The following is an 18,733-nucleotide window of genomic DNA, read 5'->3' as shown; positions in this document are numbered from 1 at the left end:
TCTTGCTGGTCCTTTTAAAAGTTCACCTTTAGCTTGTCAAGCTATTAGAAAACAGCAAGTTTTGAATGTTTTTGGAAGATTTTGCTTGACTTTGGAAGAAAAAAGAGTATAATAATATTTGCAAACGATTTCAGGAAGAGGTGATTCTATCTTAAAATCCAAACGAAAACAGTTAATCATGGCAAAAATCATTGAAGACAATTACGTTGCTTTAGAAGATTTGATGCAGCTACTGGATTCGTCTGAGTCAACGGTTCGTAGGGACTTGGGAGAATTGGAACAAGAAGGACGTTTGCACCGTGTTCATGGCGGAGCTGAACTTTTCCATTCCTTGCAAGAGGAATTGTCCAATCAAGAAAAATCTGTCAAAAACAGTCAAGTCAAAGAAGCCATTGCCCAAAAAGCTGCGCAATTGATTTATGATAACGACGTGATTTTTATTGATGCTGGGACAACGACTGAATGTTTATTGCCTTTTTTACAGGCTAAAAATCTGACAGTTGTTACCAATTCTATCCATCATGCCACTCGCTTAGTTGAGCTATCAATCAAGACAATCATCATCGGTGGTTATGTTAAACAAACAACCGACGCAAGTATTGGAAATGTGGCTTTGGAGCAAATCAGACAGATGAACTTTGACAAAGCATTTCTTGGAATGAATGGTGTTGATGACACTTATTTGACCACACCAGATATGGAAGAGGCTGTTATCAAAAAAGCAGTGATAGCAAATGCTAAACTGTCTTACGTTCTAGTTGATAGCACTAAAATCGGTCAGGTATCCTTTGTTAAGGTGGCTCCTATTGATGATGTGACTATTATTACCGAAGGATCTCAGACAAGTATTCTCAAAAAAATAAAGGAAAAGGCAAAGGTGATTGAATTATGATTTATACCGTGACCTTAAACCCTTCGATTGACTTTATCGTCAGAATTGATCAGATAAATCTTGGGTCAGTGAATCGTATGGCGAGTGATGATAAGTTTGCCGGGGGTAAAGGTATTAATGTGAGTCGCGTCTTGCAACGTTTAGGCATTGCTAGCACGGCGACAGGGTTCTTGGGAGGTTTTACAGGACATTTTATCGAAGAAAGTTTGCGTGCAGAAGGCATTAAAACTGATTTTGTAGAAGTTGATCAAGATACTCGGATCAATGTTAAAATCAAGTCACAAGAAGAGACGGAATTAAATGGCCAAGGTCCTGTCATTAGTCAGGAACAACTGGAGGATTTGAAAACTAAGCTTTCCCAGCTAACAGCAGAAGATACAGTTGTCTTTGCGGGATCAGCGCCAGCTAATCTTGGCAATGCTGTTTATAAGGAATTAATGCCATGGGTTAGACAAAGTGGTGCTCAGGCAGTTTGTGATTTTGAAGGGCAAACCCTCTTAGATGCCCTAGCTTTCAAGCCACTACTGGTTAAACCTAATAATCATGAACTAGAAGCTATTTTTGGAACGACCCTAACTAGTCTTGATGATGTTGAAACCTATGCCCGCTGTCTTTTAGAGATGGGGGCTCAACATGTCATCATTTCAATGGCTGGCGACGGTGCCTTATTGGTCACTAAAGAAGCGGCTTATTTTGCCAAACCGATTAAGGGAGAGGTCAAAAATTCGGTCGGTGCTGGTGATTCTATGGTTGCTGGCTTTACAGGCGAATTTGTGAAGAGTAAGGATCCAATAGAGGCCTTGAAGTGGGGGGTGGCTTGTGGTACAGCGACAGCCTTCTCAGATGACTTGGCGACAATTGCATTTATTAAAGAAACATATCATAAAGTTGAGGTAGAAAAACGATGAAAATTCAGGATTTATTGAGAAAAGACCTTATGATTCTCGATTTACAGGCTATTTCCAAAGAAGTTGCCATTGACGAGATGATTACACGATTAGTAGAAAAAGGCATTGTGCATGATTTCGATGTCTTTAAAAAGAGTATCATGACACGTGAAGAGCAGACATCAACTGGACTTGGTGACGGTATTGCCATGCCTCATTCTAAAAATATTGTGGTGGATAAGCCAGCAGTCTTGTTTGCGAAATCAAATAAAGGGGTGGACTACAAGTCATTAGATGGTCAACCAACGGATCTTTTCTTTATGATTGCTGCACCTCAAGGGGCAAACGATACGCACTTGGCTGCGCTAGCAGAATTATCACAATACCTTTTGAAAGATGGTTTTGCCAATAAACTTCGTGCGGCACACACACCAGAAGAAGTCATTGCTGTTTTTGATAAAGCATCAATAGCTAAAGAAGAAGTGGTTGCTCCAACAAGTGGTCAAGACTTTATCGTTGCTGTCACAGCTTGTCCAACGGGAATTGCTCACACTTATATGGCTGAAGAAGCTTTGAAAAAACAGGCTGCAGAAATGGGAGTTGCTATTAAAGTTGAAACCAATGGAGCATCAGGTGTTGCTAACCGTTTAACAGCTGAAGATATTCAGAGAGCTAAGGGAGTTATTGTTGCAGCTGATAAAGCTGTTGAAATGGACCGTTTTGATGGTAAACAATTAATTGCTCGCCCTGTTGCAGATGGTATTAAGAAGAGTCAAGAATTGATTGCTTTGATTTTAAATAATGAAGGAAGCACTTATCATGCTAAAAATGGTAAGGCTGAAAAAGCAGTATCAACTGAAAAAGCAAGTCTAGGTGGTGCATTCTACAAACACTTGATGGGTGGCGTCTCTCAAATGTTGCCATTCGTTATTGGTGGTGGGATTATGATTGCCCTAGCTTTCTTGTTGGATAACATGCTTGGTGTGCCAAAAGATCAATTAGGGAATCTTGGATCATATCATGAAGTAGCAGCTATTTTCATGAAAATTGGGGGAGCAGCCTTCTCCTTTATGTTACCAGTATTAGCGGGTTACATTGCTTACTCTATTGCTGAAAAACCAGGTTTGGTTGCTGGTTTTGTGGCAGGTGCCATTGCTTCAAGTGGTCTTGCTTTTGGTAAAGTGCCATTTGCAGCAGGAGGAGAAGCGAGTTTGGCCTTAGCAGGTGTACCATCAGGTTTCCTCGGAGCTCTTGTGGGTGGTTTCCTTGCAGGTAGTGTTATTCTTGCTCTTCGTAAATTGTTGGCAGGGCTACCACGTTCTCTTGAAGGGGTTAAATCCATTCTCCTTTACCCATTACTTGGTGTCCTTGTCACTGGCTTCTTGATGCTCTTTGTCAATATCCCAATGGCAGCTATTAATACAGCCCTTAATGATTTCTTACAAGGTCTTTCTGGAAGCTCTGCTATTCTCATGGGACTTCTTGTTGGTGGAATGATGGCTGTTGACATGGGTGGGCCAGTTAATAAGGCAGCTTATGTTTTTGGTACAGGAACCTTGGCAGCTACTGTGGCAAATGGTGGTTCAGTCGTAATGGCAGCTGTTATGGCAGGTGGTATGGTACCTCCTCTAGCTGTTTTTGTAGCAACCCTTTTATTCAAAGATAAATTTACTAAAGAAGAACGTGAATCAGGTTTGACCAATATTGTTATGGGGCTTTCATTCATCACCGAAGGGGCAATTCCATTTGGTGCAGCTGATCCAGCGCGTGCTATTCCTAGCTTTATCGCAGGTTCTGCCTTGACAGGTGCTCTTGTTGGTTTAGCTGGTATTAAATTAATGGCGCCACATGGTGGTATCTTCGTTATTGCCTTAACAAGTAATCCTATTTTATACCTTGTCTTTGTTGCTATTGGTGCCCTTGTATCAGGTATTCTATTTGGCGCTCTTCGTAAAAAGCTTAATAGTTAGCTGTGAAGCGTGACGTTAATTTTTACAGCGTCTGTTTTAAACATTGCTTCTAAAACTAGAATCTGTCAAGGTTCTAGTTTTTTTGTTATACTAGAAGTAAAGGTTAAGAAATGAGGACTGTTATTGAAAAGGAAAAAAAGGAGAAGAAGGGCTAAAACATCGGTAAATCGTCTCGTTCTTGGTTTAGTATCACTTAATCTGATTGTTAGTATTTGGACACTAAGGTCGGCTAACCAACGATTAGCTCTTTATGCAGGGCACGAGACCCTGATTTTTGTAGGTCAGATTAGTCATGCTGCACAAGCAGTCGCTCAAAAGAACAAGTTATACAGTTCGGTGATGATGGCCCAGGCCATTTTAGAATCCAATAATGGCAAGTCGCAACTGAGTCAAAAACCTTATTATAATTTTTTCGGAATTAAGGGGAACTATAAAGGACGGTCAGTCATTTTTCCAACTTTAGAAGACGATGGACAGGGGAATTTTTATCAAATTGATGATGCTTTTCGTTCCTATGGGAGCCTGACAGCTTGTTTTGAGGATTATGCTAGGGTTTTGAGTAATCCCCTTTATGATAAAACCCACAAAAAGTTTTGGTCTCATTACCAAGATGCTACTGCTACCTTAACAGGAACTTACGCCACTGATACAACTTATCATACCAAATTAAATGAACTGATTGACTTGTATCAATTAACCTATTTTGATAGTCCAATGAAGTAGTTATCAACAGGTTTCCCTTAAAATTGGAAGAAATATTTCGTTTTCAAGACAAAACTTATCAATCTGATTAAATCCTCTGTGGATAAGTCCCTTCTAACCGTCCTGTGTTATAATAGGGAGTAGAAAATGAATAGAAAAGGGAATCATAAGAATGACAAAAAAGAAAGGTAAGCTTTTAGTGCTTAGTCTTTTTGTTCTAGCGGCTTGTCTAGGAGCTTATAGCGCAACGAGACAACCTCATCATACATCAAAAGTATCAGCAGAAACAGTTACTGGTACGTCAACACAGGCCTTTATTAATGATATTGGTCCGACAGCAAGTGCTATTGCGCAGGAACGGGATCTTTATGCCTCTGTTATGATTGCTCAAGCCATTTTAGAATCAAGTAATGGCCAATCTGCTCTAAGCCAAGCTCCATACTATAATTTCTTTGGAATTAAGGGAGCTTACAATGGCTCTTCTGTAACGATGTCAACTTGGGAAGATGATGGTGCAGGAAATACCTACACTATCGATCAAGCCTTTAGAGCTTACCCAAGTGTTGCTGATTCACTTAATGACTATGCTAACTTGTTAAGTTCAGATATATATGCTGGTGCTAGAAAATCGAACACGTTATCTTACCAAGATGCCACAGCAGCTTTGACAGGTTTATATGCCACAGATACTAGTTACAACTTGAAGTTAAATAATATTATTGCAACTTATGGTTTGACTGCTTATGATGTGGTTAATGCTTCTGGTCAGGACATTGGCCTAACCACTTCAGGCTATGTTTGGAATGAATACCGTAGAAATTATACTGATGCACAAACCTTAGCTGTTGATGAAGCATGGGCTCAACGCTTTAACCATTAAGAATAAGTATAAAAATCATCCTAACGGGTGATTTTTTTGGTATAATGAAATAATGAAAACAATTAAAGAAGTTTACCAAAACCATGCCGAGATGCCTTTTATTGCGCCCGCCTATCAAGAAGAATTGCTTCAAAAACCTATTCCTAAGCGAAACATGGAACGAACCCGTGAAGGCTTATTACCTGGTCACATCATTATGCTATGGCGTATTCATTTTGGAACCTACACGACAGCTAGTAGCCACCACAAATATTTTTACACAAGTTATGGTATTGATGCCCAAAAGGAATTAGACTGGCTCATCACACAAGGTTATGTTCAAAAAGACTCTGCTAGAGAATCGCTGTGCCATTTACCAGCTAGTCACTTAAAAGAATTTTTGGGTCAAAAAGGCATCAAAGGATTATCAAAAATGAAACGAGCTGATTTAGATCAAGCAGTTTTAAGCCATTTTAGCGAAGAAGAATTAAGTCAGTTGTTTGCTGTTAGGGGTTATCGTTTAGGAGCTAAGGGAGAAGAGGCTTTAGAGGCTAATACTGAGATTGTGAATCGTCACCCCCAGAAAAAATACTAGTTTAAGCCTACTTTAATAATCTTCAAATCTATGCTATAATGAGTCATATCGACAGCAAGGAGAATGAATACATGCAATTAGTACGTGAAAAAGAATTTGTCAATCAATACCACTATGATGCTAGAAATCTCGAATGGGAAAAAGAAAATGGAACCCCTGAAACCAATTTTGAAGTAACCTTCCAATTGATCAATAAAGATGAAGCGCAAAAAGAAACAGCTATTGTTTCAGTCTTGCAGTTTGTCATTGTCAAGGAAGAATTTGTTATTAGTGGTGTCATTTCACAGATGGTTCGTATTTTAGATCGTTTGGTGGATAAACCAAGTGAATTTACCCAGGAAGAAGTTGAATCTTTAGCAGCGCCGTTATTAGATATGGTTAAGCGTTTGACTTATGAAGTCACAGAAATTGCCTTGGATCGTCCTGGCATTAATTTGGAGTTTAAGAATTAATGAAATTAGCAGTAATTACTGACAGTACAGCAGTACTACCCATTGAATTGAAAGAAGAAGAGGCGATTTTTAGCCTTAACATTCCGGTTATGATTGATGGTGAAACTTATTTTGAAGGCCGTAATCTAACCATTGATGACTTCTATCAAAAAATGGCAGCTTCACAAGATCTGCCTAAGACAAGTCAACCTAGCCTATCAGAGTTAGATGACCTTTTGGAACTTTTATCCTCTAAAGGCTATACCCATGTGATTGGACTGTTCTTGGCAGGCGGTATCTCAGGTTTTTGGCAAAATATTCAGTTTTTGGTGGAAGAACATTCTGATTTAGAGATTGCTTTTCCTGATAGTAAAATCACGTCGGCACCTTTAGGTAGTATGGTCAAAAATGTGTTGACTTGGTCACGTCAAGACATGACTTTCCAAAACATTTTAGACAAGCTGCAAGAACAGATTAATGGGACGACAGCCTTTATTATGGTTGATGACCTTAATCATCTGGTTAAAGGCGGACGCCTTTCAAATAGTTCAGCTCTTCTTGGTAATCTTTTGAGCATTAAACCTATTTTACACTTTGATGATGAAGGTAAAATTGTGGTTTATGAAAAAGTGAGAACGGAAAAGAAAGCCATGAAACGTTTGGTTGAGATTCTAAACGACTTGACAGCAGATGGCCAATATGAGGTTTCCATTATTCACTCCAAGGCTCAGGACAAGGCCGATCATCTGAGACAGCTTTTACAAGAGAGTGGTTACCAATCTGCTATTGAAGACGTTCACTTTGGTGCAGTTATTGCTACCCATTTGGGAGAAGGGGCTGTTGCCTTTGGTGTTACACCACGTATCTAATTCTCTTTTTGACAACAGTGCCAAAGTGTCATTTGAATGAAGTAGCAAGGACATTTGCTTACTAAACCCGTTGGATAATAGGTTAGAAAATAACGTATGAAATTAATGACAATGCCTTCTGAATTTCAGAAGGCTTTACCAATATTGACTAAAATTAAAGAAGCTGGTTATGAGGCCTACTTTGTAGGAGGTAGCGTCAGAGATGTTTTACTGGGGCGTCCTATTCACGATGTCGACATTGCAACCAGCTCTTATCCTGAAGAGACCAAAACCATTTTTACCAGAACGGTTGACGTGGGAATTGAGCATGGCACTGTTTTGGTTTTGGAAAATGGTAGTGAATATGAAATTACAACCTTTAGGACAGAAGATGTCTATGTTGATTATCGCCGTCCTAGTCAGGTTTCTTTTGTGCGCTCTTTAGAAGAAGATTTAAAACGAAGAGACTTTACCGTGAACGCTTTAGCTTTGGATGAAAGAGGTCAAGTCATTGATAATTTCACAGGCTTACAAGACTTAGAGCAAAAACGATTACGAGCGGTGGGCAAAGCAGGGGAACGTTTTGAAGAAGATGCGCTGCGCATTATGAGAGGTTTCCGATTTGCAGCGAGTCTGGATTTTGACATTGAAACTGCAACTTTTGAAGCTATGAAGAGCCATTCACCTCTATTGGAAAAGATTTCAGTAGAGCGTTCCTTTATTGAATTTGATAAATTATTGATGGCACCGCACTGGCGAAAAGGGCTTTCTGCCATGATTGCTTGTCAGGCTTATGACTATTTACCAGGCTTGAAGCAGCAGGAAGCAGCCTTGAATCACCTGATCGTTTCTTTGAAGGATAACTTTACCTTTAGCGATCACCACCAAGCTTGGGCTTATGTCATGATTAGTTTAGCCATTGAGAATCCTAAAAGCTTCCTAAAAGCATGGAAGACTTCAAATGATTTTCAGCGTTATGTTACAAAGTTGATTGCTCTTTATAGGATTCGTCAGGAAAGACCTTTTGAAAAATTGGATATTTACCGATACGGCAAGGAAATGGCCAGTCTAGTGGAAGACCTCAGAAAAGCTCAAGGCTTATTTGTTGACATGGATCACATTGAAACTTTAGATCAAGCCTTAGCTATTCACGATAAACACGATATTGTCCTCAATGGTTCCCACCTGATTAAGGATTTTGGGATGAAACCAGGTCCCCAGTTAGGGCTTATGCTTGAGAAAATTGAATTAGCGATTGTAGAGGGGTGTTTAGGTAATGATTTCACTACAATTGGAACATTTGTTAGGGAGGAATTAGCTAAATGAGCCATTTTTTGGTGGAAAAACTTACGAAAACGGTGGGAGATAAAACAGTCTTCCAAGACATTTCTTTTATTATTCATGATTTTGATCGTATTGGAATTATTGGGGTTAACGGTACGGGGAAAACGACCCTCCTAGATGTCTTGTCGGGAAGGTTTGGTTTTGATGGGGATAGCTCGCCATTTTCTAAAGCCAATGATTATAAAATAGCTTACTTAACACAAGACCCTGAATTTAACGATGCTGCCTCTGTTTTAGATACAGTATTATCAGCTGATGTTAAAGCTATTCAACTGATTCGCCAGTATGAATTATTGATGGCGAATTACACCGAGGATAAGCAAGAAAGCTTAGAGTCACTCATGTCTGAAATGGATCGCTTAGATGCTTGGTCCATTGAAAGTGATGTCAAAACAGTCCTATCAAAATTAGGAATCACTGATTTGGAACAAAATGTAGGTGATCTATCAGGCGGGATGCGAAGACGTGTCCAGCTAGCTCAAGTTTTGCTTGGCTCTGCCGACTTACTTTTATTGGATGAGCCGACCAACCACCTTGATATTGATACCATTGCTTGGCTAACGGCTTACTTGAAAAATACCAAGAAGACTGTTCTTTTTATTACTCATGATCGTTATTTTCTTGATCATGTAGCCACTCGTATTTTTGAGTTGGATAAGGCGGGACTGACGGAATATCAAGGGAATTATCAGGACTATGTTCGATTAAAAGCAGAACAAGACGAGCGTGATGCTGCAAAGCTACATAAGAAAAAGCAGCTCTATAAACAAGAATTAGCTTGGATGAGAACCCAGCCACAGGCGCGTGCCACCAAGCAGCAAGCAAGAATCAATCGCTTTACTGACTTGAAAAAAGAGGTTCACCAAGAAAAGTCATCAGATAAGTTGGAGATGGGGTTTGAGACGAGCCGAATTGGTAAAAAGGTGATTCATTTTGAAAATCTTTCCTTTTCTTATGGTAAGCGTCAACTGATTAAAGAGTTTAATCTGATTATCCAAAATAAAGATCGGATTGGTATTGTGGGAGATAATGGTGTTGGAAAATCCACCCTGTTGAATATCATTAGCGGCGATCTCAAACCGACTTCTGGTAAATTGGATATTGGAGAGACTATTCGTGTCGGTTATTTCTCACAGCAACTCAAGGATATGGATGAAAGTAAGCGGGTTATTAACTACCTTCAGGAAGTAGCTGATGAAGTTAAAACCAGTGTAGGATCTACCAGTGTCAGTGAACTTTTAGAGCAATTTCTTTTTCCACGATCAACTCACGGCACCCTGATTTCTAAGTTATCAGGTGGGGAGAAAAAGCGGCTCTACTTATTAAAATTGCTCATTGAAAAGCCAAATGTTCTTCTTCTTGATGAGCCGACTAATGATTTGGATATTGCAACCTTGACCGTTCTGGAACACTTTTTAGCAGGTTTCGCAGGTCCAGTTATTACAGTGAGCCACGATCGTTATTTCCTAGACAAGGTGGCCACTAAGATTTTAGCTTTTGAAGAAGGCGATATACATACATTTTATGGTAATTACAGTGATTACCTTGATGAAAAAGCTTTTGATAAAGAAAGAGAGGAGTTCGCTCAACCAATAGCTATTTCAAAAACTCCACCTCCTCAGAAAGTGGAGAAAAAACGCATGTCCTACCTTGAAAAGCAAGAATGGGCTCAGATAGAAGATAAAATAGCTACTATTGAGGGTAAAATTGAAGAAGTTGAAAATCAAATGTTAACTGTCGCTAGTGACTATGGCAAGTTAGCTCAATTGCAAAAAGAACTCGATCAGCACAATAGTGATTTGCTGGAAATTTATGATCGGTTTGACTACCTGAGTAGTTTAGAAGAATAAGAAGGGGAAGTCAATGCCATCTTGTATGGTAAATGACCTATAACAAGAAAAGAAGTGCTTTATTGCGTTTCTTTTCATATCCTCATTGGGCGGAGACAAAGGACGGACTTGGTTATGCTTAACTGTAAAGCCAAAGTGATTGACTTTAGACATTTTAAGTCTCTTATTTGTTCGGGGCAGTCTAGGTTTGCCTTTTGAGGTGGGAGATAAGTTTTTCAAGAGAAAAAGCATGCAATATTCGTCATGTTCAATGGTTAGTCTTGCTGAAGTAAGCTTACTCAAGTGAAAAACTTGACATCAAAATTCAGAAAATTTATAATATTGACTATACTTGAATAATAGATAAGGAAGGGCATTATTATGGTAACAGCAAAAGAGTACGTTGCAGCTGTTTTTGATAAAGTTAAGCAAGAAAATCAGTACGAAACAGAATTTTTACAAGCAGTTGAAGAAGTATTTGCATCTCTAGTTCCGGTTTTTGAGGCCTATCCTCAGTACATGGAGGAGAACCTTTTGGAGCGTATGGTAGAACCTGAACGGGTCGTGAGTTTTCGTGTCCCTTGGGTTGATGACAAGGGAAAAGTTCAAGTCAATCGGGGTTACCGCGTTCAATTCTCTTCAGCCCTTGGCCCTTACAAAGGGGGCTTACGATTCCACCCTTCAGTGAATCAATCCATTATTAAATTTTTAGGATTTGAACAGATTTTTAAAAATTCCCTAACAGGGCAGCCCATTGGTGGAGGTAAGGGAGGGTCCAATTTTAACCCTAAAGGAAAATCTAATGCAGAAGTCATGCGATTTACCCAAAGCTTTATGACCGAATTGCAAAAACATATTGGGCCAGACCTTGATGTCCCTGCTGGTGATATTGGTGTAGGTGGTCGTGAAATTGGTTATTTATTTGGTCAGTACAAACGCTTGCGTGGTTTCGAAAATGGTGTGTTAACAGGCAAAGGATTAACCTATGGAGGTTCACTAGCCCGTAAAGAAGCCACTGGTTACGGCGTTGTCTATTTTGCTCAACAGATGTTAGCTGCTAAAGGAGATAGCTTAGCTGGAAAGACAGCTATTGTCTCAGGTTCTGGCAATGTGGCCATTTATGCCCTTGAAAAGTTGCAAGCATTAGGCGTTAACGTACTAGCTGTCTCAGATTCGTCTGGTTATATTTATGATGACAAAGGCATTGACCTTGCCCTTTTAAAGCGTATTAAAGAAGTGGACCGCGGCCGTGTCAGTGCCTATCTTGAAAAGCATTCGGACGCTGTCTTTACACCATCTGATAAGGGAAGTATTTGGTCAGTCAAGGCTGATTTGGTCTTCCCATGTGCCACTCAAAATGAATTAGATGAGGAGGCAGCCAAGATTTTAATTACCAATGGTGTTTTGGCAGTTACCGAAGGTGCCAATATGCCATCAACCTTGTCAGCTATTACCGCTTTTCAAAAAGCAGGTATCTTATTTGGCCCTGCTAAGGCAGCCAATGCAGGTGGTGTCGCTGTCTCAGCCTTGGAAATGGCTCAAAATAGTAGCCGTTTGGCGTGGACTTTTGATGAGGTCGATAGCAAACTCTATGCTATTATGGCAAGTATTTATGAAAAATCGGCTGACGCAGCTAAGACTTTTGGCCAAGAAGGCAATCTTGTTTTTGGGGCTAACATTGCTGGTTTTCTAAAAGTTGCCCAAGCCATGTCAGAACAAGGGATTGTTTAGTCAGAGGCTTCCTTTAGCAAATGTTAGGTTGACACCAAGAGCTTCTCTTTTGCTAATCTGCTATAATAGCACTATTTTAGTAGAAATCTTTATTTGCTTTTTTAATAGGCAATGAGATGAGGGAGAAGATAATGATTAGGGAAATTGTGACAGATACCTTTTTCTTGCAGCAAAAGTCACAAGCTGCTAGGAAAGAAGATTTATGGATTGGTCAAGATTTGCAAGATACCCTCTCTTGTCACAGAGATAAGTGTCTTGGGCTGGCTGCTAATATGATTGGTGAGCGAAAGCGTGTTATTATTATTAGCATGGGATTTGTTGATTTGGTTATGTTCAATCCCGTGATGGTTTCCAAAAAAGATGCCTATCAAACAGAAGAATCATGCTTATCTTTGACAGGCAGTCGTAAGTCACAACGGTATCAGAGTATAATAGTTGAGTATTTAGACCTTAATTGGAGACCGAAGCGGCTATCCCTAACTAGCTTAGCTGCTCAAATTTGTCAGCATGAATTAGACCATTTAGATGGGATTTTAATTTAACTAAAAAAGATCGATGGGAGACTTAGCTCCTATCGGTCTTTTTGTACATTCAGAGCAGTAGAGAACAAAATAACCCCATCCTTGAAACAAGGGATGGGGTTGAGTGATTAGCTAGAGACTAAGCCTTAGTTTCTGTCTTTTTTCTTGAGGAGACCAGCACCACCTAAGGTAAGGAAACCAAGAATCATCATAACAGTAGAGGAGGTTTGATTGCTACCAGCTACTGGGAGGCTAGCGTGAGCAGTTTTGCTTTTAACAGCAAGTTCTGCAGCTTGTTTAGGACTAGTGATTGGCTTAGCATCAGCTTTTGCAGCTGGTGTGAAGAGATCTGAAACAACTTCAGTAGAGATAATCTTACCATCACGGTCTTTAAAAATCTTGCTGATAATATCGTGTTTACCAGTCTTATCTGTTTTAGTTGTTCCTTCAAGGCTTGATGTCACATAAGTTTTCACACCTTTGATGGCAGCAGTCACAGGTTTACCATCAGCTTCTAAATCTGTGAGATATTCAATAAAGACTTCGGTATCAGGATTGATTGCTCCAATTAGTTTAGCTTTTTTGAAGACTGAGAAACCATCACCACCACCGTAAAGGAAGTCATTAACCACAAGGGTGTAGTTGGCTGTCAAATTGAGTTCTTCGCCATTATCCTTATAAACTTTCACCACTTTGAATGGTACTTCAGGATCTTTAGTGTCGTTGTCAGTGTAAGTATATTTAAGGCCAGACATTTGAAGAAAGTATTTTTGACCTTCATCGTATTGTTGATTCAAGACATCATAGATCTGTTGTCCAGTCATTTGAATCACTTGAAGAATATTACCAAATGGTTGAACAGCTTGAGCAGCTCCCCATGTGATGGTTTGATTGTCTTTGACAAGAAGGTCGGCACGGATACCACCGTTATTGGTCATGGCAAAATCAATATTAGGGAAGGTTTTCTTAGCAATGGCAAGTTGTGCAGTTGTGACCAAATTTCCAACAGGAGATTCCTTGTCGGCATTTTCCATTTTAGAGATCGTTGATGATGTTGAGGCAGTACCGATTTTACGTTCAGTGACTGTTTTGACAATCTCATTAGCTTGGTCAACAATTGCTTTGATGTCAGCACTTCCGGTTTTCACACCTGGAGCAACCGCAATCACTTTTGCTTCTGGTGTTGTTACAAAATCATTGGTGTCAGTATCTAATGTTCCACGAACATCTGCATAAGCTTTCCCTTGTGAGACAGCTTGAACGACACGTGTTTTACCAATAGTTCCATTAGTGTATTGGTGATTGTGTCCAGCAAAGACAATGTCAACACTGTGTTCAGGATAGAGTTGGTTTACTTTTTCCATGACAGTTGCCATTTCATCGTCAACAACGCCATCCTTACTTGTAGCAGGAATATGAGCCAAAACAACAATAGCATTAACTTGTTGTCCTTGCAATTCTTTGGCATATTTAACGATGGTTTCAGCAGCGTCTAAGAATTTGTATTGTTCATAGTTTTGTTTTAAGACAAGATTTGGAATTTCTGTTGTCACAATACCGATAAAGCCAACTTTTACAGATTTGTCATTAACAGGAACATCTTTGACAGCGTAAGGTTTCCAATCATAAGGAATAGTATTGGTTTTTTTATCAATCACATTAGCAATGACAATGGTTTGGTTGGACGCTTCGTGCTCATAATGCTTAGTGATGTCATTAATTTTTGAGTCAGCAGCAGGTGCTTTACCGGTCATGATACGGTTAAATTCAGCTAAACCTTCATCAAATTCGTGGTTTCCTAGCGTACCATATTCAAAGCCCATTTTGTTGAAAATTTTGACTGTTGGCTCGTCTTGCAAGAGACCAGAATTAGCAGGACTAGCTCCAACCATATCTCCTGCCTGCACACGAATACTTGTGCCTTCTGGACTTGCTTGTTTGAATTCTGTTTCGGCATCGTCCATGTAGGCATCCAATTGCGCAGCAGTACCAGCATTTGCCACTTTTCCCTCTGGCATGTAGGCTGAACCGGTTGTATCAAGGGCACCATGGAAGTCATTGACACCAAGAAATTGCACATCAACTTGATCAGCTTGAACACCCATCACCAGCATTGAAAAGCCAGCAAAGATACTCAATACACTACTTTTTAAAACAAGATGCTTTTTCATAAAATCTCCTAATACCTTAAAGTAATTGTTACATGTCAAGTTTACTATTATTTAGACTAGAATTCAATAAAATGTTGCCAAAAAGATAAAAAATTTAAAAAATAAGATATTTTATCTCAGTGAAAACGTTTAAAAAACAAACATTATATTTGGTTGAATTGACAGAAAAGTGAAAAATTTTAAAAATAGCTTTACAAAATTTATTAACTATGCTAAGATGATAGACAGATTAAAAGAAAGGAGACAAATATCATGAACAACTCACTGACATACATGAACTGTTTTGAGAATAGCCTCCTTTCTAACCCAAAAAGTTAGTTTCTTTTAGTGATACTAATGGAAAAACAGAGCCCGCGGTAGGAAGGATGTCTTATTGCGGGCTTTTTGTGTGCCAAAATTCCTATTTGACCATAATGATTGGTCAGATTGGTGAACTGAAAAGAAAAAGGAGGATAGGATGTTATCTTTAATGAGTCGTTACATTAAACAGAAAAAATGGGTCTATATTATGATAGCCTTGACGCTGTTTATCTATGATGCCTCCCTAATTATCCCAACTAAAGTTATCCAAAGCTTGATTGATGCTATGTCTAAGCAACATTTGACACAGTCGTCCTTGGTTGCTCATGTTTTTATTTTATTAGGGGCTACGCTGCTATCTTATGCTACGGGTTATTTGTGGCATCTCAAACTTTTCCAAGAGGCTGTGCATTTTAAGTTTGATCTTCAACAAGGTGCTTTTCGCAAACTGGTTTTTATGCGGACACCTTTTTATGACAAATTTAGATCAGGTGATATGATGACCCGTTTTTCAACGGATGTTGAGGCCTTGATGGATTTTATTGGCTATGGCCTGATGATTATTCTTTATGCCGGTGGTATGATTACTTTTATCATTCCAACCATGTTTTTGATTTCTTGGCAAATGACCCTGATTGGGATGGTTCCGATTGTTATCATGATGGTTATGACCTATTTTATTACCAAAAAACAAGAAGTTTTGGTTGAAGAGGCGCGTGAAGCTATTTCCAATTTGAGTGACGAGGTGCTAGAGACTGTCGAAGGTATCCGCGTCATGCGTGCTTATAGTAAAAAAGACTACATGGACACTCAATTTGGGCAAAAAACACAGGCATTGGCTGATCGTTGGAATCGTATTGCCAGTTATAGAGGCTTGTATTTTCCTGTTTACAGTGTGATGATTGTGGTTAGTACGCTTATGATTTTGGTGGTTGGTCTGCAGTTTATAAGCAAAGGAGAGGTTAGCTTAGGACAAGTAATTGCCTTGCAACTGTATCTAGTATCTTTGGTAGAACCCTTTGCCATGCTGTCTGACTTTATCTTGGTTTATCAGACGGGTCACACCTCTTTTAATAAAATCAACGAATTGATTGAGACCAGTGATGACATGGAAGAAGACGGCCAATTGGCATTGCCCTCTTACCATCAGATTGCTTTAAAGGATTATTCTTTTAGCTATGCCAATAGTAATAAGCCGAGTTTATCAGCTATTAATCTAGTTCTAAACAAGGGAGAAACACTGGGGATTGTTGGAAAGACAGGGTCTGGTAAGACAACCTTGGTGCGTCAATTTTTGCGTCAATACCCAGTCGGTCAAGGACAGTTTCTGATTAATGGTCAGCATGTTTTAGATTACCAGCGTCGTTCTTTAGAAGAACATATTGGTTATGTGCCCCAGGAGCATGTCCTCTTTTCAAAAACGGTTTTTGAGAACATTGCTATGGGAAAAAAGGATGCGAGCTTAGAAGAAATTCTTTCAGCAATAGCAACGGCTTCTTTTACCGAGGATTTAAAAGGGTTGTCAAAGGGGCTAGAGACCAAAATTGGCGAGCGTGGCCTGTCTATTTCAGGTGGTCAAAAGCAACGAATTTCGATTGCTAGAGCCTTTTTGTCAGAACCAGACTTGTTAATTTTAGATGATTCCTTATCAGCTGTCGATGCTAAAACGGAAACTGAGATTATCAACCATATTCAAGAAGAAAGACAAGGTAAAACAACGATTATCGTCAGCCATCGTCTGTCTGCTATCCAACATGCTGATTGGGTTATTGTGATGGACCAAGGCAGTATTATTGAAGAAGGAAAACCAGATGATCTTCTTGCCCAAAAAGGTTGGTACTATGAACAATACCAACGGCAACAAGCACAGGAGGACTAAAATGCCCTTAATGAAACGTTTACTTAATGAAATCAAAGTGGCTAAAGGGACCTTTGCCACGGGAATCGGGCTATTGTTACTAGCTACGGCAATGGGCCAAATAGCCCCTTTGTTTCTGAAACAAATGATTGACCATTACTTAACCCCGCTTGCAAAGGGAAAATCCATTGTGGTGACTGGCTTTCAACAACTGGCCTGGTTTTACTTAGCTATGGTCATTGGATCAGCAATCTTACGCTATGTGTCTTATCGGAGTTTGGTTTATTCCTCTAATAAAGTGGTGACTCACTTAAGGAACCGAGCTTTTGATATCATGCAGCGCTTGCCGATTTCCTATTTTGACCATCAGCCTGCTGGGAAAATTGCCACAAGGATTGTGAATGATACTGAAACCTTACGCAATCAGTTCTACGACAATCTCTTGTCGCAAATTATTATTAGCTTCGCACAAATTATCTTTATTTATGGGGTTATGATTTATTTAGATCTGAGATCAGGTCTCTTGTTATTGCTGGTTATCCCCATTTTTTATGGCATACAAGTTTTGTATAAACGCTTGACGGATCAGCCTATGAAAGCTTTTTATAAGGCTAGGAGTGCTGTTAATACTCAAGTAAATGAAACCATGAATGGGGTCTCCATTATTCAGCTTTTTCATCAAGAAGATAGGACACTGTCAGAATTTAATCAGCAGATTGATCGGATGAAAAGAGCAGATGATAAGATTATTTTTGCAGATTCGGTGGCCTCTTGGACTCTTACAGAATTGGTCAAATATACCATAATTTCTGCCATCTTAGCTTTTATTGGCTATCAATTTTTACAAGGAAAACCAGGGATTACAGTAGGAAAACTTTTTATTTATTTAAACTATTTAACCCGCTTATTTGATTTGTTGGGGATGATGGTAAGGCAATTACCTAATATTCAACGCTCTCAGGCAACGGGTAGCCGTTTAATGGCTCTCTTAGATCAAGACCTTGAGGAGGACAACCCCAAGGAAATCCATGTAAGCAAAGGAGATGTCCACTTTGACCAAGTCTCCTTTGCTTACGAAGAAGGCAAAAATGTTCTGACGGACATCACGATAAAAGCTAACCAAGGAGAAACCATTGCCTTAGTTGGTCATACGGGTTCGGGAAAATCATCTATTATGAACCTTCTCTATCGTTTTTACACGCCTCAGTCGGGAACCATTACTGTTGACGGGCAGAACATACAAGATTATTCTAGGGAGAGTTTGCGGTCACAAATGGGGATTGTCTTGCAAGACCCTTATCTTTTTACAGGAACCATTACTTCAAATGTTACCATGGGAAATCAAGCTTATAGTGACCAAGATGTCATAGAGGCCTTAGAGAAAGTGGGAGCAGGTCCGATGATTGCTCGCTTAGAAAAGGGGATTCATGAACCAGTCTATGAAAAGGGAGCTTCTTATTCGAGTGGAGAACGCCAACTCATAGCCTTTGCGAGAACTTTGATTACCAATCCTAAAATCCTTATCCTTGATGAAGCCACCTCCCATATTGATACAGAAACAGAAGAGGTTATTCAGCGGGCTATGGACATTTTGAAAAAAGGGCGAACCACCTTTATCATTGCCCATCGTTTGTCAACCATTCAGTCTGCTAATAGCATCTTGGTTTTAGACAAGGGACGTATTGTGGAGCGTGGTAGCCATCAAGAATTATTGGCACAAGGTGGTATCTATGCGCAGCTTTCTAAATTACAAGAAACCGTTTAAGTATCCAGAAAACCATGTGTTAAAAATTCT

The 18,733-nt window shown here is 39.5% G+C and carries 15 protein-coding genes; 14 read left to right on the top strand and 1 reads right to left on the bottom strand.

Annotated features, from left to right (window positions below):
• The first annotated feature begins 178 nt into the window (after positions 1-178).
• The 12 genes from EL097_RS09105 (at position 179) to EL097_RS09050 (ending at position 12,630) form a co-directional block, all read left to right on the top strand.
• Positions 179-892: a DeoR/GlpR family DNA-binding transcription regulator gene (locus EL097_RS09105; protein ID WP_003048118.1), complete on the top strand. Its 714-nt coding sequence runs from the start codon at positions 179-181 to the stop codon at positions 890-892.
• A complete protein-coding gene (gene pfkB, locus EL097_RS09100) occupies positions 889-1,800 on the top strand; it encodes a 1-phosphofructokinase (protein ID WP_003048120.1) in 912 nt (303 codons plus the stop codon). Before EL097_RS09105 ends, pfkB begins: the two co-directional genes overlap by 4 nt.
• Positions 1,797-3,749 carry a PTS fructose transporter subunit IIABC gene (locus EL097_RS09095; protein ID WP_003048122.1) on the top strand — a complete coding sequence of 651 codons (1,953 nt, stop codon included), beginning with the start codon at positions 1,797-1,799 and terminating at the stop codon, positions 3,747-3,749. Before pfkB ends, EL097_RS09095 begins: the two co-directional genes overlap by 4 nt.
• Before the next feature lie 123 nt (positions 3,750-3,872).
• On the top strand, positions 3,873-4,472 hold the full coding sequence (locus EL097_RS09090) for a glycoside hydrolase family 73 protein (RefSeq protein ID WP_003048124.1): 600 nt from the start codon (positions 3,873-3,875) through the stop codon (positions 4,470-4,472).
• A 151-nt stretch (positions 4,473-4,623) separates the two neighbouring features.
• Positions 4,624-5,331 (top strand): glycoside hydrolase family 73 protein, encoded by a 708-nt coding sequence (locus tag EL097_RS09085; RefSeq protein ID WP_003048126.1) that lies wholly within the window; start codon positions 4,624-4,626, stop codon positions 5,329-5,331.
• Positions 5,332-5,383: 52 nt separating this feature from the next.
• Entirely contained in the window at positions 5,384-5,905 is a 522-nt protein-coding gene (locus tag EL097_RS09080; RefSeq protein ID WP_003048128.1) for a hypothetical protein, read from the top strand.
• Positions 5,906-5,976: 71 nt separating this feature from the next.
• Positions 5,977-6,357: a DUF1149 family protein gene (locus tag EL097_RS09075; RefSeq protein ID WP_003048130.1), complete on the top strand. Its 381-nt coding sequence runs from the start codon at positions 5,977-5,979 to the stop codon at positions 6,355-6,357.
• Positions 6,357-7,205, top strand: coding sequence for a DegV family protein (locus EL097_RS09070; protein WP_129545023.1), 849 nt, complete (start codon positions 6,357-6,359; stop codon positions 7,203-7,205). Before EL097_RS09075 ends, EL097_RS09070 begins: the two co-directional genes overlap by 1 nt.
• A 96-nt stretch (positions 7,206-7,301) precedes the next feature.
• Positions 7,302-8,510 carry a CCA tRNA nucleotidyltransferase gene (locus EL097_RS09065; protein ID WP_003048133.1) on the top strand — a complete coding sequence of 403 codons (1,209 nt, stop codon included), beginning with the start codon at positions 7,302-7,304 and terminating at the stop codon, positions 8,508-8,510.
• Positions 8,507-10,378 carry an ABC-F family ATP-binding cassette domain-containing protein gene (locus tag EL097_RS09060; protein WP_003048135.1) on the top strand — a complete coding sequence of 624 codons (1,872 nt, stop codon included), beginning with the start codon at positions 8,507-8,509 and terminating at the stop codon, positions 10,376-10,378. The genes EL097_RS09065 and EL097_RS09060 overlap by 4 nt, the downstream gene beginning before the upstream one ends.
• Before the next feature lie 360 nt (positions 10,379-10,738).
• Entirely contained in the window at positions 10,739-12,088 is a 1,350-nt protein-coding gene (gene gdhA / locus EL097_RS09055) for an NADP-specific glutamate dehydrogenase (RefSeq protein WP_003048137.1), read from the top strand.
• 131 nt (positions 12,089-12,219) lie between these two features.
• Entirely contained in the window at positions 12,220-12,630 is a 411-nt protein-coding gene (locus tag EL097_RS09050; RefSeq protein ID WP_003048139.1) for a peptide deformylase, read from the top strand.
• 125 nt (positions 12,631-12,755) lie between these two features.
• Here the strand turns inward: EL097_RS09050 and EL097_RS09045 are convergent, their stop codons facing one another.
• A complete protein-coding gene (locus EL097_RS09045; RefSeq protein ID WP_003048141.1) occupies positions 12,756-14,780 on the bottom strand; it encodes a surface-anchored 5'-nucleotidase in 2,025 nt (674 codons plus the stop codon).
• Positions 14,781-15,237: 457 nt separating this feature from the next.
• Between EL097_RS09045 and EL097_RS09040 the strand changes: the two genes are divergently transcribed.
• A complete protein-coding gene (locus EL097_RS09040) occupies positions 15,238-16,959 on the top strand; it encodes an ABC transporter ATP-binding protein (protein WP_003048143.1) in 1,722 nt (573 codons plus the stop codon).
• Position 16,960: 1 nt separating this feature from the next.
• Entirely contained in the window at positions 16,961-18,703 is a 1,743-nt protein-coding gene (locus EL097_RS09035) for an ABC transporter ATP-binding protein (protein WP_003048145.1), read from the top strand.
• Positions 18,704-18,733: the final 30 nt, after the last annotated feature.

The organism is Streptococcus canis (genome assembly GCF_900636575.1).
GTDB classification, from domain to species: domain Bacteria; phylum Bacillota; class Bacilli; order Lactobacillales; family Streptococcaceae; genus Streptococcus; species Streptococcus canis.
This window is presented reverse-complemented; position numbering and strand designations above follow the sequence as displayed.